This is a genomic window from Haladaptatus rarus (assembly GCF_054177585.1).
In genome coordinates this window covers 35,054-55,102 of the sequence record NZ_JBPEHG010000012.1, presented here as the reverse complement: position 1 = coordinate 55,102, position 20,049 = coordinate 35,054, and the positions used below count along the sequence as shown (strand labels likewise).

At 61.8% G+C, this 20,049-nt stretch carries 19 protein-coding genes; 5 read left to right on the top strand and 14 right to left on the bottom strand.

Annotation, left to right across the window (positions count from 1 at the left end):
- Nucleotides 1-99 precede the first annotated feature (99 nt).
- Entirely contained in the window at nucleotides 100-810 is a 711-nt protein-coding gene (locus tag ACR3FE_RS20495; protein WP_458209438.1) for a helix-turn-helix domain-containing protein, read from the top strand.
- Here the strand turns inward: ACR3FE_RS20495 and ACR3FE_RS20490 are convergent.
- Complete coding sequence (locus tag ACR3FE_RS20490) at nucleotides 781-2,019, bottom strand: MFS transporter (protein ID WP_458209437.1); 1,239 nt, start codon at nucleotides 2,017-2,019, stop codon at nucleotides 781-783. The two genes, ACR3FE_RS20495 and ACR3FE_RS20490, sit on opposite strands and share 30 nt — an antisense overlap.
- 117 nt (nucleotides 2,020-2,136) lie before the next feature.
- Between ACR3FE_RS20490 and ACR3FE_RS20485 the strand changes: the two genes are divergently transcribed.
- Nucleotides 2,137-3,864, top strand: a complete 1,728-nt coding sequence (locus tag ACR3FE_RS20485) for a thiamine pyrophosphate-binding protein (RefSeq protein WP_458209436.1) — start codon at nucleotides 2,137-2,139, stop codon at nucleotides 3,862-3,864.
- Between the two features lie 10 nt (nucleotides 3,865-3,874).
- On the opposite strand, the gene ACR3FE_RS20480 is transcribed toward ACR3FE_RS20485, so the two are convergent.
- The 3 genes from ACR3FE_RS20480 to ACR3FE_RS20470 all read right to left on the bottom strand — a co-directional run bounded on the left by ACR3FE_RS20480 (nucleotide 3,875) and on the right by ACR3FE_RS20470 (nucleotide 6,085).
- Nucleotides 3,875-4,111 carry a DUF8150 family protein gene (locus ACR3FE_RS20480; RefSeq protein WP_458209435.1) on the bottom strand — a complete coding sequence of 79 codons (237 nt, stop codon included), beginning with the start codon at nucleotides 4,109-4,111 and terminating at the stop codon, nucleotides 3,875-3,877.
- The gene (locus ACR3FE_RS20475; RefSeq protein ID WP_458209433.1) at nucleotides 4,089-4,721 is read right to left on the bottom strand and encodes a hypothetical protein; all 633 of its coding nucleotides are present in this window, start codon (nucleotides 4,719-4,721) and stop codon (nucleotides 4,089-4,091) included. The genes ACR3FE_RS20480 and ACR3FE_RS20475 overlap by 23 nt, the downstream gene beginning before the upstream one ends.
- A gap of 83 nt (nucleotides 4,722-4,804) precedes the next feature.
- Nucleotides 4,805-6,085: an MFS transporter gene (locus tag ACR3FE_RS20470; RefSeq protein ID WP_458209432.1), complete on the bottom strand. Its 1,281-nt coding sequence runs from the start codon at nucleotides 6,083-6,085 to the stop codon at nucleotides 4,805-4,807.
- Nucleotides 6,086-6,239: 154 nt separating this feature from the next.
- Between ACR3FE_RS20470 and ACR3FE_RS20465 the strand changes: the two genes are divergently transcribed.
- Nucleotides 6,240-7,205 carry an NAD-dependent epimerase/dehydratase family protein gene (locus ACR3FE_RS20465; protein WP_458209431.1) on the top strand — a complete coding sequence of 322 codons (966 nt, stop codon included), beginning with the start codon at nucleotides 6,240-6,242 and terminating at the stop codon, nucleotides 7,203-7,205.
- A 184-nt stretch (nucleotides 7,206-7,389) separates the two neighbouring features.
- Nucleotides 7,390-7,746: a VOC family protein gene (locus ACR3FE_RS20460; protein WP_458209430.1), complete on the top strand. Its 357-nt coding sequence runs from the start codon at nucleotides 7,390-7,392 to the stop codon at nucleotides 7,744-7,746.
- 350 nt (nucleotides 7,747-8,096) lie between these two features.
- Here the strand turns inward: ACR3FE_RS20460 and ACR3FE_RS20455 are convergent, their stop codons facing one another.
- From ACR3FE_RS20455 to ACR3FE_RS20425, 7 genes are all read right to left on the bottom strand, one after another.
- Entirely contained in the window at nucleotides 8,097-8,555 is a 459-nt protein-coding gene (locus tag ACR3FE_RS20455; protein WP_458209429.1) for a RidA family protein, read from the bottom strand.
- Between the two features lie 23 nt (nucleotides 8,556-8,578).
- Entirely contained in the window at nucleotides 8,579-9,787 is a 1,209-nt protein-coding gene (locus ACR3FE_RS20450) for an ABC transporter ATP-binding protein (protein WP_458209428.1), read from the bottom strand.
- A gap of 38 nt (nucleotides 9,788-9,825) precedes the next feature.
- Nucleotides 9,826-10,692, bottom strand: a complete 867-nt coding sequence (locus ACR3FE_RS20445; protein WP_458209427.1) for a carbohydrate ABC transporter permease — start codon at nucleotides 10,690-10,692, stop codon at nucleotides 9,826-9,828.
- On the bottom strand, nucleotides 10,689-11,645 hold the full coding sequence (locus ACR3FE_RS20440) for a carbohydrate ABC transporter permease (protein WP_458209426.1): 957 nt from the start codon (nucleotides 11,643-11,645) through the stop codon (nucleotides 10,689-10,691). The genes ACR3FE_RS20445 and ACR3FE_RS20440 overlap by 4 nt, the downstream gene beginning before the upstream one ends.
- 18 nt (nucleotides 11,646-11,663) lie before the next feature.
- Nucleotides 11,664-13,163 carry an ABC transporter substrate-binding protein gene (locus ACR3FE_RS20435; RefSeq protein ID WP_458209425.1) on the bottom strand — a complete coding sequence of 500 codons (1,500 nt, stop codon included), beginning with the start codon at nucleotides 13,161-13,163 and terminating at the stop codon, nucleotides 11,664-11,666.
- Between the two features lie 147 nt (nucleotides 13,164-13,310).
- On the bottom strand, nucleotides 13,311-13,913 hold the full coding sequence (locus ACR3FE_RS20430; RefSeq protein WP_458209424.1) for an HD domain-containing protein: 603 nt from the start codon (nucleotides 13,911-13,913) through the stop codon (nucleotides 13,311-13,313).
- A 799-nt stretch (nucleotides 13,914-14,712) separates the two neighbouring features.
- Complete coding sequence (locus tag ACR3FE_RS20425; protein ID WP_458209423.1) at nucleotides 14,713-15,987, bottom strand: M24 family metallopeptidase; 1,275 nt, start codon at nucleotides 15,985-15,987, stop codon at nucleotides 14,713-14,715.
- A gap of 114 nt (nucleotides 15,988-16,101) precedes the next feature.
- Between ACR3FE_RS20425 and ACR3FE_RS20420 the strand changes: the two genes are divergently transcribed.
- On the top strand, nucleotides 16,102-16,584 hold the full coding sequence (locus ACR3FE_RS20420; protein WP_458209422.1) for a VOC family protein: 483 nt from the start codon (nucleotides 16,102-16,104) through the stop codon (nucleotides 16,582-16,584).
- A gap of 26 nt (nucleotides 16,585-16,610) precedes the next feature.
- On the opposite strand, the gene ACR3FE_RS20415 is transcribed toward ACR3FE_RS20420, so the two are convergent.
- Genes ACR3FE_RS20415 through ACR3FE_RS20405 form a run of 3 tightly spaced genes read right to left on the bottom strand, consistent with a single transcriptional unit; the run spans nucleotide 16,611 to nucleotide 20,049 of the window.
- Complete coding sequence (locus ACR3FE_RS20415; RefSeq protein WP_458209421.1) at nucleotides 16,611-17,318, bottom strand: ABC transporter ATP-binding protein; 708 nt, start codon at nucleotides 17,316-17,318, stop codon at nucleotides 16,611-16,613.
- A complete protein-coding gene (locus tag ACR3FE_RS20410; protein ID WP_458209420.1) occupies nucleotides 17,318-18,076 on the bottom strand; it encodes an ABC transporter ATP-binding protein in 759 nt (252 codons plus the stop codon). The genes ACR3FE_RS20415 and ACR3FE_RS20410 overlap by 1 nt, the downstream gene beginning before the upstream one ends.
- Nucleotides 18,076-20,049 (bottom strand): ABC transporter permease, encoded by a 1,974-nt coding sequence (locus tag ACR3FE_RS20405; protein WP_458209418.1) that lies wholly within the window; start codon nucleotides 20,047-20,049, stop codon nucleotides 18,076-18,078. The genes ACR3FE_RS20410 and ACR3FE_RS20405 overlap by 1 nt, the downstream gene beginning before the upstream one ends.

Below are 20,049 nucleotides of genomic sequence, written 5' to 3'. Positions count from 1 at the left end.
AATCGCACGATATTTTTATAGAATCATATATCTTTATGGTAAGAACCATAACTTATCGAAAGCGAAGCTTCAACTCTATCGGTTCCCTCATTCAGAGCCATGCGAGAAGTGACGCTCCGAGTACGTCATCACGGCGAACCCGAGAGCGACATCAGTGCCGAGTACCCCGCGATCACGCTCCGTTCCGTCTCCTCGATGACGGGGAGTGCAGCCGAGCGAAAACGCATCATCGAGATCACGGGGCCGGAAGCGTCAGTCGCGGGATTTCTCGACGAATTCGCAGCAGCCGACGCCGTGTTAGCTGTCGATCCTCTGACCCCGCTCGACGTCGGCCGCGTGTTGGTCGCCATCACCTACGACAGCTACCGGTGGGACAGCATCTCACAGAGATTGACCGACATGGGGGTTCACTACCGTACCGGGACGACCATCACAGCCGGGTGGGAACGCTGGACGTTGTACCTCGACGACGACGAGGATCTGAACGAGATCGTCGATTCGATCGAACGAGCGGGAAACGAGACCGACCTCGTCCGAAACGTGAAACTCGGAGAGGTGACCGCACAGGAGCAACTGGAGCTCTCGCGTGTCCTACACGAACTCACCGACCGCCAGCGTGAGGTGCTGGGGACAGCGATCGACCTCGGCTACTACCGAACGAAAAAGGATACGAGCATCGAAGATATCGCGGATGCTGTCGGTATCGCCTCGACGACGGCGTGGGAACATCTCGCACGCGCAGAGACGAAGGTGATGGACGAAGTCGGCAAGCATTTCAGCTCAGTCGGCACTCGATCCTCGAATCGATAGCAGTACCCCGAGCAGAGACGCGACGGTAGCGAATCCGGCAAGAACTGCGAACAGGACGGCCGGAGAGAAGAAATCGAGGACGACTCCCGCGATGGCCGCCCCGAGCGCCCCGACGCCGAACACCCCGAGATAGGTGTAGCCGTAAGAGAGACCACGTGTCCCGGCTGGCGTGTACTCCGCGACCGTCGCCTGATAGAGGGGTTGGACGACGAACAGGCAGAATCCGAGGACGAAACTGACGGCGAGCAGGGGGCCGAGTCCGGCGTTCGCGGCGGGAACGAACACGAGCGCGATGACCGCCAAGACGCCGAACGCCGCCGCGATAGCGCGAGCGTTCTCCACCCTGTCGGTCAGTTTTCCGCCGACGAACTGCCCGGCCATCCCGACGGTGAGGAGTCCGGCGTAGAGATACCGGGCCGGTTTCAGCGATTCGCCCGCGACTTCGACGGGGTCGAACAGTGCCAGTCCACCGAGCAGATCGGGGAGGAAGGTCAGGACACCACGATAGAACAGCCCCGACATCATGACGATGCCGAAGACGGCGACGAACCACCCCGCGAAGAGCGTCCGCGAGTCGGCGAGAAAATCCGAGAAGGACGAGACGCCGCCGTCTGCACGAGCGTCCGAGCGTGCGTCGGCGCGACCTTCGACTGCTGCCGATTCGTCGATATTGGTGCGAAACGCGAGTATCGCGGCGACGAGCGCGGGAATGGCGAGGATGGCGACGACGGTTCGCCAGTCGAACGCGAGGAGCAAGAGGGTCGTCACCAGTGGCCCGAAGGCGATTCCGAAGTTGCCTGCCATCCCGTGGTAGGCGAACGCGCTCCCGCGCTCACTGACACCCTTGCTGAGAAGTGCGAGACCGGAGGGGTGGTAGACGCTCGCCGCCGCGCCCCACAGGACGAGCGCCAGCGCGACGAATGGGAGAGTCGGTGCGACGGATAAAACGAGAAACGACCCGCTCATGCCGAGGAGACAGGCGACGATGAGGCGGCGTGAGCCGTAGGCGTCCGAGAGGATACCGCCCGGCAGTGCGCCGAGTCCGAACAGGGCGTAGCCGACGGAGACGACGATGCCGAGTGTCGCCGTCGAGGTGTCGAACTCCGTCAGCCAGACGGTGAGGAAGATGGGAAAGGAGAGTTCGTAGGTATGAACCATCGCGTGCGCGAGCATGGCGAGCGAGACGATGGTTCGGTCGTTGCGGTTCACGGTGGCTGTTGGTTCGTTATCTGTTATAAAAGGTTGCCCGAATCGAACCGGGTGGTGGTCAGTCGGACTTCGATAATCGACAGAACAAAGAGCGCAGAGTGGGTCGATTCGGCTAGTATGACAGGCGTTGACGACACCGACGGGGGAACGACGAACACGAGCGAGGAACTGGTTTCGGTTCTCGAATCGCTCGGTGTGGAGTACGTGTTCGGCTATCCCGGCGGCCGCGTCATCGAGTTGCTGGACGACCTCCCGGAGTCGGACGTGGACGTCGTCCGACCGCGCGACGAACGCGAGGGAAGCGTCATGGCGGAGATGTACGGCCGCCTCCACGGGAAACCTGCCGTCCTCGCCGGACAGGGGCCGTGGATCGGAAGCCTCGGAACCATCGGACAGATGGAGGCCCGCCTCGCCTCCTCGCCGATGGTCGTCCTGACGGAGGCGAGCGAACGCGGCGACTACTCGACGCTCGCCCCGTATCAGCAGTCTCGGGGGGATTACGGCGGCCTCTCGCTTCCCAAGATTCTGGACGGCGTGACGAAAGAACACTGGTTCCCGCGAACGCCGACCGAAACGCTACGAAGCGTCCAACTAGCATTCAAGCACGCGACTGCGGGTCGCTCGGGACCGACCGCCGTCATCCTCGATGGCGGTGCGATCACCGACGAGGTACCGGACGACCCGACGCCACCGGTCTGGGACAGTGAAGAGCAAGTGCGAAACTGGGAGTCGAAACCGACCGACAGAGACGTGGCGGCGGCGAAAGACGCCCTCGAGTCGGCAGAACGACCGGTCATCGTCGCCGGAAACGGCGTTCACGCGGCACAGGCGTACGACGAGCTTCAGGATGTCGCCGAAGCGTACGACGCGGTAGTTGCAACCTCCTACCTCGGCAAATCGACGATTCCGGAAACCCACGGCTTCGCGGCGGGGGTCATCGGTTCGTTCGGCCACGAAGGTGCGAATCAGGTGGTCAGCGAGGCAGACACGCTCCTCGTCGTCGGTTGTCGGATGAACCCGATGGACACCAACTGGCAAGCACCGTCGTTCATTCGCCCGGACGAGCAGACGATCATCCATGCCGACATCGACACCCGGAACGCGGGGTGGGTGTACCCCGCCGACGTGGGACTCATCGGGGACGCAAAGGAGAGCCTTCGCGCTCTAGCGGACGCCGGAAGCGCGGACAACGACTGGGCGAGAGAACGCGCCGAAGAGGCGCGAGAATCGTTCTTCACCGAGAAATGCGAGAGTGACGCCGCGCCGATCAAACCCCAGCGCGCGGTGAAGGAGATCGAGGCGATGGTGAACGAGGACACCATCGTGACGGCCGACTCGGGCAACAATCGCTTCTGGCTGTTGAACTACCTGCAGACGCCCGCCATCCGCACGTACTTCGGTAGCGGAGGCGTCGGCGGAATGGGCTGGTCTGCGCCCGCCGCCGTCAGTGCCGCCATCTCGACCGACAAGGACGTCATCAGCGTCGCGGGAGACGGTGGATTCACGATGACGATGACGAGCGTCGAGGTCGCCGTCGAGTACGGCGTCGCACCGACGTTCGTCGTCCTGAACGACACCAGCCTCGGCATGGTGCGCCAGATGCAGGAGGAAGACGGCGACATCGCGGGCGTTGAATTCCACGACACCGACTTCGTGAAAGTTGCCGAAGGCTTCGGAGCCGAGGGAGTACGAGTGACGACGCCGGACGAACTGGCTGAGGCACTCCGCGAGGGGAAAGCGAGCGACCTGCCGTTCGTCATCGACACCCGAATCGACCGCGACGAGGACATGGCCGAGCAGTTGCAGTCGTCGTTCTACGCGGAAGTCGGTGGGCTACACGAATAGGCGAAACGATTCAGTCGGCGTTGTCAGCGTTTTTCCGGGCGATTTTGTCCTTCTTTCTGTAGAATTCGGCAGGGCTAGTCTCCCCTTTCTCCGCGAGTTCCTTCGCGGACTGGAGCTGAGAATCGACGACCTTCTTCTGCTGGCGTGACCACTCTTCGTCGTCGTGGGTGCGGACGTAGTTGGCCCACTGCTTGATGAACGCTCTGCGCTCTTCGGCGTTTTTCTCACGCATTTCGGAGTTCATCATAGTATCGCTGGACACCGAGTTCTTTGACGAGGTGTTCGAGTTCCTCCATATTAAGTCGTTCCTCGAACGTCACGTAGAGATGGAGGGCATCCTCGAAATCCTTGCCGGTGACGCTATCGGCACCCTGTGCCAAGTGAAGTTTGTACGCGATTTGGAGTTCGATGGGACTAACGTGGAGAGAGTTGCTATCGAGATCAGCAACGAGCGGGTCTTCGAGGACGCTTCGCTCCAGAGGGGAGTCAGCGAACCACACCTCGAAATTCGGAATCATCTCGTCTTCTTCTGCAATTCGAATTCGGTCACCCTCATGCAGCATCTCGTACATGCTGTCGAGCGGCATCGCCATTCCCCAGTAGCCACTGTCTTTCAGCGTCATCGCCAGTTGTTCAGTTTCCACCTCGGACAGTGGCTCGATGATGATATCAATATCTTCAGTCGAGCGAGAACGCCCAGTCAAGATAGCGAGATAGCCACTGACGATGACGTACGAAACACCCCGGTCTTCGAGAACGTCGATGAACTCGATAACGTCTCGGTCGAGTTCTGTTAGCTCCTTCGAGACGGTCAGCCTGTCCTCGCTCAACTCCATCAGTTGGAGGTACTGCGCCATCACTTAAGAATGTACGCCGGTTCCGGATCGACAGCGAGGAGCACGTGGGCGAGCAGTCACAGTCGTCTCAGTACTTCTCCGAGTCACTCCGCCTCCATCGTTCCCGCCGCCGAACCGCTCGTGTCGCGCCAGTAGAGTACGAACACCGTGACCAGCACCGCCACGACGGAGATTCCGGCGATGAGGGCGAACGCGGTCTGTAACCCGGCCCGCGAGATGAGCGCGCCGAACAGTGGGGGAGCGAGTGCGCTCCCGGTCATCGTACCGACCGTGATGAGCGCGAAATTGCGACCGAGGTCGCTCCGCGTCGAGAGGCGGTCGGCGAGTTTCGACCGAGCAGGGCCGGCGAGCGACCGGATTCCACCGACGACGAGCAAACTGCTGACCGCGACCGCCGCCGGAACCGTGAGCGTGGCGAGCAGGCCGACGAACAGGACGACGACGGTGTAACTCCCGACGATGAGCGGGCCGGGTGAGAAACGATCCGAGAGGTCGCCACCGACCAGCACCATCACCGCGCCGACGACGAACATCGCCGAGAGGGTCAGGTTCGCGGCGTCGAGTGCGAGGCCGTAGCCATCGCGGAGGAGGACGACCGCGTAGGACGTGAGTCCCCAGCTCGCGGTCGAGGCCACCAGTGCGAGGACGGCGAGCGCGAGGATGGACGGTGAAGCGAGGATGGCCCTGAGTTCGCAGCGTGCCCGCTCGCGGAACGGTATCGATTCGTCGGTAGCCTTCCGCTCCGGTTCGGGTGCGGTCACCCCTGAGCCGACGTATCGTTGGAACGCTGCCATCGTGATCGTCGCATAAATGGCTCCGAAGAGACCGATGAGCGCGACGGCGTATCGCCACGTCACGCCGGGAAAGGAAAGGGTCGCCGCGAAGAAGACAGGTGGAGCGGCGAAGCCGAGACTGCCGAGAAATCCCCGGACGCTGAACGCTCTGGCGCGAAGGTGTTCGGGTGTGGCGTCGGCGAGCAACGGGAAGTGAGTCGGGTGGTGACCGGCGATACCGATTCCAAGCAGGGCTTGCCCGAGGAGGAGGATTTCGAACGTCGGCGCGAACGCGACGAGAAACACGCTGCCCGTACTGAGTGCGAGCGAGAGTCCGAGGGCGATGCGGCGGTCGTAGTTGTCCGAGAGGTAGCCGAAGGGTAGCTGGAAGAGGGCGTTCGTGAACCCCTGAACGCCCATGGCGACGCCGAGCATGGCGAGGGACGCGTCGAACTCGGTGGCGAGGATTTCGAGGATGGGTGGAAAGAGGACGAGATACGTGTGGTTGACGAACTCCGCACCACCGATAAGACCGACGACGAGTGCGGTTTCCCGCGAGATACTGGGGAGAAAGAGTGACGGTCGCTTCACAGATGGTTCCCTTCGAACTGGTTCGACCGGAAAGATGAATCATGGGTTCGCGGAAATCTATGCGTCGGAGGAGGTCACCCGATTGCGCTCGACAGGAGAGAAGGCGTAACGACGGGAAGAAAACCTTTTCCCGCCACTCCGAGACTCCAAACGCATGGCGCAAAGCGAGACGGTGCTCGTCACAGGTGGGACAGGCTTCATCGGGTCGTACACGGCAAAAGACCTCGTCGAACAGGGACACGACGTGGTCGCCTACGACCTCTCGACCGACACGCGAATCTTGGAGAAACTCGGCGTCGCAGACGACGTGGAGGTGCGGCGGGGCGACCTCACCGACCCGACGGACGTGTTCCGGGCGGTGCGGGAGACTGGTGCGACGCGAATCATCCACCTCGCGGCCCTGCTCACGACCACGGCGCGCGAGAACCCACGGCTCGCCATCGACGTGAACATCCAAGGGACGAACAACGTCTTCGAGGCGGCACGCACGCTCTCGGATCAGGTCGAGCGCGTGGCGTGGGCGTCCAGCGCGGCGGTGTTCGCCCCGCCCGCGAACTACGACGATGGGTGGGTCACGGAAGACGATCTCGTCTACCCCGACACGCTCTACGGCGCGACGAAGGAGTTCAACGAACATCAGGCGAAGGTGTACTTCGAAGACCACGACATCAGCCACGTCGCCCTGCGCCCGACCGTCGCCTACGGACCCTACCGCGAGACGGGCGGGTCGGCGTTCCTCGCCAACATCATCGAAAAGCCCGCGCTCGGTGACTCGTTCAGCGTCGAGTACGGCGACCAGGTCATCGACTGGCAGCACGTCGAGGACATCGCGCAGGCGTTCCGACTCGCGGCATTCGCCGACGAGGACCACATCAACCAGCGCGTCTACAACGTCCGTGGCACCGTGGCGACGATTCGAGAAGCCGCCGAGACGGTCGAGAAGATCATGCCCGATGCCGACCTCGAAGTGTCCGACGAGGGCGAACTGCCGTGGACCCAGAAGCTCGACATGACCGCGATTCAGGAAGAACTGGGCTACGAACCGCAGTACGATCTCGAGAGTGGTTTCCGGAAGTACATCAACGTGCTTCGGGAAGAGAACGGACTGGAGCAGGTCTGAGAGTCCGGTTTCTCTTTCGAACCGTTTTTCGGTGGCGGATTCACAGGTGTTCAGAGTGGCCCTCTCTGTCGGAGTCCGCAAAAATTTAGCAAGGGTAAACATTCTCGCCACGAGAAGTTTATAAGAAGTCATCGTGAATCGGGGAACAGGTGTCAACGATGATACAGCAAGAGGTGACTGCAGGATGGAGATAAGCCCGGTGTATGTCGGTGTCGAGGACGTGGCGCGAGCACTGGATTTTTACCGGGAACTGTTCGAGATGGAACCCGAGCAGGAAGAAGAACGGTTCTCGAAGTTTGCGTTCGATACCGTCGATTTCGGCCTGTACAACGCCGGATACGACGGGTACGACATCGAATTCGGAAACAACTGTGTCCCCAATTTCGAGGTGGACGATGTCAAGGACGCCTATCACAGAATCGAGAAGATCGCGCCGGAGATGGTTCACGACGAGATACTCGAGTTCGGCGAGTATCGAACCTTCCATTTCATCGATACCGAAGGGAATGAGATCGAGGTTTTCAGTATCGATTCTACATAGTCTCGACTACCCGTTCTTCCTCGATAACTGAACTAAGCCGTTTACGGTTGATTCATCAGAAACGTTTCTCACTGGGAGAAGTTTAGCAGAGACAGGAATTCAAAAAAAGCCGTCACAGAGAGAAATCCACCTATATTTCTGGAGAGCTATCTGAATATGTATCCAGAAATCCTCCTGCACAACCTACTGCAACGTTCGAGCACGACGTTCAGTTGCCGAATTCGAGAAAGAATCGAAGATGGTAGAGGAGCACGTTCCGGGCGTCACAGAGAACAGCAGATAGCGATCTAGATATCTGACCAGAAAGCCCTTCGTCTGGATACGCTGAACGAACCGAATCACCAGACCGATCAGTCGTCGCGCTCGATGGTTTCGACGGTCCAGTCGTCGTTCGGGACGATGGCCTCCGAACCGATCTCGATCAGCTTTCCCTCGCGGACGAGGTCTGCCACCTCGACGAGCGTGCTCGCGGGGTAATGTTCCGCGTCGAAGAACTCTCCTCTCGCGTCGTGGATCGCCTGAAAGTTCTCCTCGGTGAGATGCGGTTCGGGGACGTACACCCGGACGCGGACGACGTCATCCATCGTTCCACCGACCTCGTTCAGGTCGGCCTCGATTTGCTCCAACACGTCGCGGGTCTGGTCTCCCATGCCTAGCTCTGGGTCGCGGGCAGTCAGGCCCGCCAAGAACACGCGCTTGTACTCAGGCGTCTCGACGACGACGCCCTCCGCGTACGCCGGTTCCGTTTCGGTTCCCTCGGTGTAGCCGATTCGTTCGCCTGCTGCCGGATTGATGATGGTCTTTCGCATGGTGTCGATGCTGTCGAAGTCGTTCAGACCGTGAGGTTCTCCCCCGACTGGCCGTCGAAGACGTGGGTCTCCACGACGTCCACCGCGAGCGTGATATCGTCGCCCGCCACTGCGACCGTGTCGTTCGAGACGCGAGCGGTGAACTCCTCTTCCTCCGGTGATTCTGCGTCCGGGGCGAGCGTGAGGTCGACGTTCGACCCCATCGGTTCGACGACCTTGACGTGGGCTTGGAACGTGGCACCAGCGTCGGTTCCGCCTCCTGCGTCGATCTCGTCGGTGTCGAGCAACGATGCGTCGTGGAGATTCTCGGGACGGACGCCGAATACGAGTCGCCCGTGGTCGCCCTCCCAGCGTTCGAGTTTCGAAGCCACGTCTTCGGGAATGGTGAGTTCGAAGGCGTCGGAGACGAGTCGATGGTCGCCGTCTCGTTCGACGAACTCGACGTCGAAGAAGTTCATCGGTGGCTCGCCGATGAATCCCGCGACGAACCGGTTCGTCGGTTCGTCGTACACGCGCTGCGGTGAGTCGAACTGCTGGAGTTGTCCGTCGTTCATGACCGCGATACGGTCGCCGAGGGTCATCGCCTCCTCCTGATCGTGCGTGACGTACACCGAGGTCTTGCCGACCCGGTCGTGAAGTTTGTTCAGTTCTGTTCGCATCTGGATGCGTAGTTTGGCGTCGAGATTCGAGAGCGGTTCGTCGAACAGGAACAACTCCGGGTCGCGGATGATGGCCCGTCCTAGCGACACTCGCTGTTGTTGCCCGCCAGAGAGGTCACCGGGCCTGCGGTCGAGCAGTTCCGGGATACCGAGCAGTTCGCTGACCTCCCGAACGCGGCGCTCGCGTTCTTCTTCCGGATATTTCCGAATCTTCAGCGGGAACGCGAGGTTCTGCCTGACCGTCTTGTGTGGATACAGAGCGTAGTTCTGGAACACCATGGCGACGTTGCGCTCGCGCGGGTCTCGACCGGCCACGTTCTCTCCGTTTATCTCGATTCGGCCCTCAGTCGGCGCTTCCAGTCCGGCGACCATCCGAAGTGTCGTGGTCTTCCCACACCCCGACGGGCCGACGAGAACGACGAACTCCCCGTCGTAGATGTCCATCGAGACGTGGTCTACCGCGACCACCTCTCCCCCCTTCTCCTCGAACGTCTTGGTCACGTCGTCGAGTCGAAGGCTCACGTCTGTCTCGATTCGATCCTCCGACGTCGGACGGGTTGTGGCATCATTCATTATCTTTCATTTTCTGCTGTCAGTGGCTCTGTTCTGTCTCATCGCTTCAGCCCTCCCGTGAGTCCGACCACGATGTATCGCTGGAAGAAGAACACCACGAGTGCTGACGGTATCGTCGCCACGACTGCGGCCGCGGCCATCGACGCCCACTGGATCGAGGTGTCACCGACGAAGAGGTACGTGGCGACCGGGATGGTCATCGACGAGAGGTCGGTGCTCACCGTGAACGCGAACAGGAACTCCCGCCAGGAGTAGAGGAAGGTGAGGATGGTTCCTGCGGCGAAGCCTGGTAGAACGACCGGGAAGACGACGTGGCGGAATGCCTGAATCTTCGTACAGCCATCGACCATCGCCGCCTCGTCGAGTTCTCGTGGGATCGTGATGAAGAAGTTACGCATGATGTAGACCACCAGCGGAAGCCAGAGGTATACGTTGGCGATGACGATTCCCAGCTTGGAGTTCAGCAGTCCGGTCGAACTCATGATGCGGTAGTACGGAACCACGAGCCCGATCGGTGGGAACAGTCGGGTGAAGAGGACGAACGTGAACACCGCGTTGTCGAACGGGAACCGGTATCGGCTGAACACGTAGCCCGCTGGCGTTCCGAGCAACATCACCACCGCCGTCGATGCGGTCGAGATCATGATGCTGTTGCGAACCGCCTTCCAGAACCCGCGCTCGAACAGTGCGATGTAGTAACTCTCCAGCGTCGGATTTCGAGGCAGGTAGTTGAGGTCGTATACCGCCTGATTGGTCTTCAGGGATGTCAGCAACTCCCAGAGGAGCGGCGAGACGATGAAGAACACCGACAGGAACAACACCAGATGGACGACGTACGGACTTTCGAGGGCGTTCCAGAATCGCTGTCGGCGGCGGTAGCGCGCCGTGTCGAGTCGCGTGCTCATTCTTCTATCTCCCGTATCTGTTCGAGGATGAACGTCACGTACACTGCTGCGACGACGAGCGTCACCGCGACGAGGAACATCGACACCGCCGATGCGAAGCCGTAGTCAGTCAGCGCGATACCGAACCGATGGATGTAGATGGCGAGCACCTCCGTCGCGCCCGCAGGACCGCCGTCGGTCGTCGCGGTCGGGATGGCGAACGCCCGGAAGGCGAACATCCACGTGATGAGTCCGGCGACGAAGAACGATGGCCGCAGGTACGGTAACGTCACGTGCCGGAACGTCTGGAACGTCGTCGCCCCGTCTACCTTGGCAGCGTCGTACATCTCCTGCGGTATCGACTGGAGGCCCGCGAGGATGACGATGGTCGCAAACGGGATGCGCGACCACGAGTCCGCCAGTATCACGACGCCCATCGCCGTGGTCGGGTTACCGAGCCACGAGTACGTCCCCTGGAGGAGGCCGATGTCGATGAGGAGTTTGTTCACGACGCCGAGTTGGCCGTTGAACATCCACCGCCACGTGACACCGACGATGGATAGCGGCACCGCCCACGACAGCAACAGTAGGGTGGTGTACACGTCTCGTACTCGTCTCCGAACCACCTTGTCGAGTGCCAGTGCGATCGCCAGACCGGCCACCATCGACACGAACAGCGACCCGAACGAGTACATCAGGGTCTTCTCGACGGCGTTCCAGAACGTCGGGTCTGAGAACATCCGCGTATAGTTGGCCGTCGGCGCGAACTCGGTGCCGATGCCGAACCCCAGCGTTCGATGGAGCGAACTCCAGACGAGGAACACGACCGGGTAAACGAAGATGACGACGAGCGCGAGTAGCGCCGGGCCGAGCAGCATCAGTCGCACGTGGTCGTTGACGAACGTCGAGAGCCGCCGCTTCAGCCGCCCGTACAACGAATCCGGTACACGCTGGTACACTTCTTCAGTAGCCATGACGGGAACCCGAGCAGGTTACTGGCCGAGCACGCTGTCGATGAGTTGCTGGCCCTGCTGGGTCGCCTGTTGTGGACTCATATCGCCGGTGATCGCGCTCTGGAAAGGAGTCGTGAGTTGCTGGAAGATTGCCTGTTGCTGTGGGAACAGCTCCAGCACCCCTCTGTCGATGGCGTTCCCGAGGACGTCGCTGAACTGGACGAAGTCGGCCTCGGCCGCGTCGTCGTACACTCGGTCGATGAACGACATGTTCCCCTCGTAGGTGAACTCCCACCACTGGCTCGGATAGCTCAACCGAAGGTCGCCGTACAGTAGCCCCGCAACTTTGTGGGCGGGGTCGGCGAACGGATTGATGGCCGTCGTGTTCGGAGCGACGAGTGACGCTTGCTCCGGGTTCGGGCCGGTGTTGGCCGCCGGCGGTAAGATCGCGCGGTACTGGTTCCCGGCTTCGAACTCGGCGAGCGAGCGCGGGACGAAGTCGCTGAACGCATCGACGTACGCGACCCTGCCCGCCAGGAACAGGTCGATGAGGTCGCCCTCTCCGTACGAGATGACGTCGCCAGGAACCCATCCCTTGTCGCGCCACTCAGCCATCTTTCGGAGTACCGTCCGTGCTGCTGGCGTGTCGACGCGAACGTTCCCGTTGTCCTGGACGAGCCGCCCGCCCTGCTGGTAGAGCAGTTGTCGGAACGAGTAGAACAGGTAGACTGGATTGCCCGCGTAGTATGCGTAGCCGAACGTGTCGGTGCCCTCGAACGCCTGCATCGTCTCCTCCAGTAAGTCCCAGTTCCACTCGCCGTTGAATCCCGATGGATCGACGCCCTGCTCTTCGACGAGGTCTGGGCGAAGGTTCCCGACGGTCGCCTCAGCGATGTTCGGGAACCCGTACTGGTGGGTGCCCTGTAGTTGGGGATTGATGTCCCACTCGACCAGATTCCGCAGTGCCGGGATGTAGGCGTCCCACATCTCCCCGTTGTACAGCGGATCGACGATCTCCAGGAATCCCTGCTGGACGAACACGGGCGTCAGCGGGCCGTCGACGTTCATCACGTGTGGCTGTCCCTCCTGTGCGCTGAGGAACTGCTGTTCTTTCAGGTTCGCCTGGTCGACGCCGATCTCCAGCGGTTCGATGGTGATGCCCGTCTTCTCCTCGAACAGTTCGTGCGTGGCCAGCGTCGCCGGGTCGAACTCCATGTTGGCCGCGCCGTGGTTCAGTATCTGGAGCGTGTCCACGTCGCCCGCGATGGTGTTCTGCCAGCCTGACGGCGGCTCCCACGGTGCCGTGGCGAACGACTGTGTTCCAGTGAACGACGAGTCCTGCTCTCTGTCAGGGACGTCCCTGCGCGCCTCCATCGACCAGTCGTTCGCGCTCGCGATGCGTCGTTGTCGCCAGTTCTCGGTAAAGCCGATATTTCGCGCTGCTTGTAAGTACGGATTCTGCTGTTGACCGCTCACGAGTCCGCTCAGTCCCCCAAGACCAGCGAGACCCGTCACCGCGATGAATTGTCGCCGTTTCATGTTCCCCCACCTCAACTAATTCGTCATCAAAAACCCTTAATGTCTTTGAGCCGATACTGACAGTTTTCCGACTGTAGTTTCGTCACCCCCACTTGTAATTTACGGCCAACCTGTCGGGGATTACCGCTTCTCCCGGTGCAGGTTCGCTCAGTCCGTCGTCTGGCTGTACGTATCGACCCACTCTTTGAGCGTGATTCCCATCGCGGACTGGGTGATGGCGTTCGAACTCGCCGAGTTCGCGCTCTTGACCAGTTCGGCTTCCAGCGTTCGTTTCGGGACCTCACCGAGGAAGTGGGGAATCGCACGCTGGACGGCGAGCGGACAGCCGACTTCGTGGGCCAGCGCGTACCCCGAGATGGAGTGTGGAATCTCCTCGGTGGCGTAGGTCGGGTCGGGGTCGAGCAGTGTTTCGTCATCCACGAAATCGACGTACTCGTAGCACTTCCCCACGTCGTGGAGCAGGCAGGCCGCGATGATCACGTCCTCGTCGGGGTCTGCGCCGTGGAACTCCCGCTGTTCTTCGGCGGCCCGCATGGCGATCCGCGTCACCCCGCGAACGTGCTCGACGTTCGTCACCTCGTGGATGTTCCAGGCGTACGGGATATCGTCGACGTCCTGCCAGCCGCCTCGTTCGAGGCCCAACACCCACGCCTCGATGACCTGTTCGCGCAGTTCGTCGCTCTCGATAGATTGCAGTTCGGGATAGGCATCCACGACCTGTTTCCGGTAGTCGGGGGTATCGTTGCTCATGGGTCGAGGTTCGTGTCGTGGAACGTAATGGTTCGTGAATCGGCCAGGTGGGGGTGGGACACGTTTCGTAAGCGACCTTACTCTTCGACTCAGCCACTAGAGAGTCGGAGTCCCAGAAAGCCCTCTCTCGACATCAACGAGACGAATCAGTTCCCGCAGTTACGTTGTCTTCGAAAGCCCTCGTGTGCTACCCTCGCGCGCGCCACACTGCGCCTCTCGGTGCTCCTTGCAGTCGCGCCTGCGGTACTTACGGGGTCGTGCTTCGGGTATCCTACTCGCCCTTTCATTCCACCAGGAAATTGTCTGGACGGGGTGGCACGTTTCCGTAACTGTTCGGTGTGGATGCTCGGCGGTTGGTCGGCCATGCGTGCGGTGGCGCGTGCGAGGGACGAGCGAAGCGAGGAGGCTGGGGAGGACGAGGGGCGGTAGCCGAGTGGGGTGGGAATGAAAGGGGCCGGGCGCTCGCGTTTGCGTGGTCGTCTCGGCGACCCCTCTCGACGCAGGCGAGCGCAAGCGAGCCAAGGAGGGATGCCGCCGAGCGGCCGCGAGCACCCGGGGGCTTTCGAAGACTGCCTCTCAGGAGGTTCAACCACACAAGAACCGAACTGGTCTCGTAGCGAGCGCCCGGGGGCTTTCGAGGACACCTCGACTGCGGGAACTCGTTCGTCACGGCGGGGTCGGTTTCGAGTCGAGTGTCCGAATCTCCATCCGCCCAGTACATTTCAGTACAAAATAGTACACGGGGCAACCCAGACCAATCGCACGAAATTCTCCTCCAAAAATCACTCTCGAACGACGGTCAGTAGTCGATAGTCGTGATCTCTTCGACGGGCCACTGGCTGAGGATCTCGACGCCGTTCTCGCGCACGACGACCATCTCTTCCACTCGTACACCCTGCCTGTCGGCGGGTTCCATCGTCTCGACGGCCATGGTCATCCCCTCTTCGATCTCGATGGGGTGCTCGGGGGAGATGCCGCGCCAGATGAGCGGGACTTCGTACAGTTGCAGGCCGAGGCCGTGCGCCCAGTGGTTCGTCGTCATCTGCCAGTGGTCGGTGGCGTCGTACCAGTCGGCGTGTTCGCCTTCCATGTCAGGGAAGCCCTTGCAGATCTCGTCCGTCGTCGCACCGGGTTCGATGCGTTCGAGCACGTCGTAGAGGTTGTCGCGGGCGATCTCGTAGGCGTCCTGCTGGGCCTGCGTCGGCTCACCCATGCTGAAGGTGCGGTAGTAACAGGAGCGATAGCCCATGAAGCCGATGTTGTAGAAGTCGGCGTAAACGAGGTCACCGGGGCGGATGATCCTGTCAGTGGTGTTCGCCTGATGCTTCGGCCAGGTGTTCGGCCCGGAGGTGACGTAGCCGCCCTGCACCATCGCGCCGAGGCCCCAGAGTTCTCGGGTCGCCTCGCCCCAGACCTCCGACTCGCGCACGCCCGGTTTCGCCGTCTCCGTGATGCGCTGGAATCCGGCCTCACAGAGCGCGGCGACCATCCGCAGACACTCGATCTCGTCGCGCGTCTTCACCTTTCGAGCACCCTCCATCACCTTCGCGCACTCCTCGGTGCGTACGTCCACGCCGCGGTCTTCGAACTTCGAGATGAGCGCCCCGTTGCCGATGTCGATTCCCATCGGCTCCTTGGCCACGCCGTACTCCTCCATCGCCTCGTAGACGAGGTCGGCCATCTTGCCCTTCAGAAAGTCGCGGGCGGAGTCGCGTCCGGACGCGCGAGGGACGTTCCCCAGACCGGGGCAAGCGTAGCGGATGTCGTCCAGCCACGGGCAGTTGAACCGCTGGTTGCTCGCGTGGTCGGCCGTATCCCAGTGGACGATGTCGCCGTCTTCAGTGAGCAGGGTGTAGTGGTCTGCGCCCGACCCACCCGTCATGGCGAGACCGGTCACGTACCGGACGTTGGGGTCGTTGATCAGAAGCATGCTCCCCAGTCCGGCCTCCCGCATCCGGGTCAGGGCGCGCTCTTTGCGCTCCTCGCGCATCCGCTGCATGTCGATCCGCTCCTCCCAATCGACACTCATCGTCCCGCGCGTGCCTTCCATGAAATCGCGTTGGTAGAATCCCATGTCCGGGGGTACTCAGAACGGCGTTATGAAATTTCCCGAAGCGGTCGGACGTGTCGGCTCGACCAGCTTCGTTTAACCACACACTCAAGACACCTCATTCCGTTCAGTTGTCCAATGCGAACACACGACACGCCGATTCGCGTCGATCACGTCGGCATCGCCATCGAATCCATCGAGAACGCAGAACCAGTGCTGTTGGCGCTCGGCTGCGAACGCTTGATCGTCGAGCCAGTCGAAGACCGGTTCCGCTGGGCGTACTACCGACTCGGTGACGCCTCTCGACTCGAACTCATCGAACCTATCGCGGAAGACACCTTCCTCACCGACTTCCTCGACGAGAACGGGCCGGGTCTCCACCACGTCACCCTCGAAGTCGCCGACATCGATGCAGTCATCGACGCCCTCCAAGAGAACGACCTCCGGGTCATCGACCGGAAGGAGTTCGACACGTGGACGGAGGCGTTCGTCTCCCCACGCAATCCGACCGGCGTGCTCTTTCAACTGATGGAGTATCACGACGACTACCACGAAGAACGGATGTCGCCGCAGGAACTGTACGTGAACGAGAGTCGAATCGGTGAATTGTTCAAGAAGTGATGGTCGAACCCTGGACGGCGACCGAATTACACGCTGATGCCAAGATGTCGATCCATCACGTCCTCGTTCGCTTCCAGTTCCTCGGGCGTTCCCTCGAAGACGATTCGGCCCTGGTCTAGCAGGTACACGCGATCCGCGAGCGAGAGTGCGACGGCGACGTTCTGCTCGACGAGGAGCACCGTGATGCCTTCCTCGCTCACGTCGCGGATGAGTTCTTCCACCCGTTCGACGATGAGCGGTGCGAGTCCCTCGGTCGGTTCGTCCAGCATGAGTAGATCCGCACCGCAGACCAGCGCCCGAGCGATAGAGAGCATCTGCTGTTCGCCGCCCGAGAGGTCTGTGCCGCGACTGTCCTGCCGCTCGCGGAGATTCTCGAAGGTCGATAGCACGTCGTCCACCTCCTTTCGATGGGCGCTGTCGTTCCCGCCGAGTGCGCCGACCGCCAGGTTCTCGCGCACCGAGAGACCGGGGAACACCCGCCGCTCTTCGGGCACCAGCGCGATTCCTCGCTCGACGGTTTCGACTGGCGAGAGACCAGCGATGTCGACACCGTCGAGTCGAATCGTTCCGGCGGTGGGCGTCAGTGCGCCCGTGATACACCGCAGTGTGGTGGTTTTTCCGACGCCGTTGCGCCCGATGAGTGCGACGACCTCGCCCTCCGCCACGTCGAGCGAGACGCCCGAGAGCACTTCCGTTTCGCCGTAGCCTGCCCGAAGGTTCTCGATGGAGAGCATCAGGCCCGAACACCTCCGAGATACGCCGCCTGCACCTCGTCGTTCGCCGCCACGTCCTCCGGGGTTCCGGTCGCCAGTTCTTGCCCGCGATTGAGCACCGTGATACGGTCGGAGATGTTCATCACGAGGTCGATGTCGTGTTCGATGAGCAACAGCGTCCGGTCGGCGAGCACGTCGTCGATGAGTTCCATCGTCGCTCGCGTCTCCTCCACGCTCATCCCGGCGGTCGGTTCGTCCAGCAGAACGACCTGCGGGTCGGTCGCCAGCACCAGCCCGATCTCCAGTCGTCGCCGGTCGCCGTAGGCCAGCGCCGCAGACTGCTCGTCCGCCCGACCCGCCAGTCCGATTCGATCCAATACGTCCTCGACTCGGTCGTTCACCGCCGGGAAGCTGTCGGCTGGTCGGAACAGGTGCTCGCCGACCCAGCGCGATTCGTCGTGGATGGCCTGTGCCGCGAGTCGGACGTTCTCCCGGACGCTGAGTCCGCCGAAGACGGTCGTGATCTGGAACGACCGCCCGATACCTCGCCTGACGCGCTCGTGTGGGGGAAGCTTCGTCACGTCTTCGCCTGCGAAGACGACCGTCCCCGACGTGGGGCTGAGCGCCCCCGTGATGAGGTTGAACAGCGTCGTCTTCCCGGCACCGTTGGGGCCGATGACGCTCCGGAACTCGCCAGCTTCCACGGAGAGGTTCACGTGATCCACCGCGACGAGTTCGCCGAACTGCCGGGAGAGGTCGTTCGTCTCCAACACTGCCATCAGTTGCCCACCTCCGATTCGGGGTCAGTGACGGGTTCGGGACCGCCACCGGCCTCCTGATCCGTGTGTCGAGCGAGCATCCCTGGAACCGAGACGAGGCCGCGTGGCACGAAGATGACGAACAGGACGAACACGACGCCGAGGATGCCCTGCCACTGTTCGGTGAACGAACGGAGAACTTCACCCAGTGCGACGTACACGCCTGCCCCGATCATCGGGCCGTAGAGGGTGCCCATCCCGCCGAGGATGGTCATCACGATGACCTCGCCGGACTTGATCCACGCGAGGAACGAGGGTGCGACTCCGCTCGTGTGGATCGCGGAGAGACCGCCAGCGAGTCCGGCCAGCGCGCCGCTGACGACGAACGCCCGGCGCTTGTACGCGGTCACGTCGTAGCCGACGAACGATGCTCGCTCTTCGCTCTCGCGGATGCCCTGCAGAACGTTTCCGAAGGGGGCGTTCATCATCCGCCGGGCGAGCAGGTACGACCCGACGACCAGCACGAGCACGAAGTAGTAGAACAACTCGATGTCGCCGAGCAGAGCGACGTCGCCGACTTCGGGGCCACTCATCAGTCCGTAGACCGGGGCGAAACCGAACAAGCCGTCACTTCCGCCCGTGAACTCGACGTTCTGCACCAGTTGGAAGAACAACTCCGCGAACCCGAGAGTTATCATCGAGAAGTAGACGCCCGACACGCGGATGGAGAGGTGGCCCACACCCCACGCGACGAGGGCCGCGACGACGATGCCGACCGCGAGTGCGGCGAACACCGAGGGCGTCGCGTACTCGACGGTGAGGACGGTTCCGTAGGCTCCCAGCCCGAAGAAGAGGACGTGCCCGAGCGAGACGAGACCGGCGTAGCCCATCACGAAGTCGAGGCTGAGCGCGAACAGCGCCCAGACGAGCGCGGTCAACAGGAGCGAGTTCACCTCGTAGGACGTGTAGAGGACGCCGATTCCGAGCGGAGCGAGGAAGAGGAGTCCGACAGCCACCGCACCGAGGCGGAACCGCGTCGTGTCGTCGATCAGGCCGCCGCTCCCGCCCGTCAGCAGTTCACCGCTGCCGTCCGAGGATTCCCACTCGGGGTTCCCGAATAGCCCTTGCGGGCGGACGAGCAGGACGCCGATCATCAGCAGGAAGACGACCACGCCGCCGATATCCGGGAGAACCGCATCGAGTCCGAACGGTGGAGTGCGGAAGAACGTTTCGAGGACGCCCACCGCGAATCCGCCGAGAACCGCGCCGCGGAAGCTGCCGAGGCCGCCGAGGACGACGATGACGAACGCCGGGATGATCACCGAGTTACCCATCCCGGTGTAGACGCCCTGTTTCGCGCCGAGGACGATTCCGGCGAGGGCAGCGAGGAACGCACCGAACGCGAAGACGACGGTGTAGTAGCGGTCGATGTCGATACCGAGGTGACGAACCATCTCGCGGTCCTGTGACCCGGCACGCACGACGAGTCCGAACCGAGTTCTGTTCAGGATGAGCCACGTTCCGATAGCCATTACGACGCCGATACCGATGACGAACAGGTTGTACTTCGAGTAGCTGAACCCGAACAGGTCGATGGGACCTCGAAGCGTGAGAGGCTTTGCAAACGGTTTGGGGTTGTCGCCCCAGATCAGCGCGATGGCGTCCTTGAAGATGAGGACGAGCCCGAACGTGAGCAGGATGTGATACAGCGGATTGCGCCCGTACAAGGGTCGAATCGTCGCTCGTTCGATGACCGCGCCGACGACCGCTACGAGCAGGGGTGCGACGAGGAGGGCAACCCAGAAGACGCCGCCACCGGTTCCGACGGCGACGATGGCGAACGCGAGGTACGCGCCGAGGGCGAAGAACTCGCCGTGGGCGAAGTTGATGACGTCCATCACGCCGAAGATGATGGACAGCCCTGCCGCTAGCAGGACGTAGACCGCCCCGATGGTCAGCCCGTTCAGAAGTTGTTCGAAGAGTGCGCCCGCCAT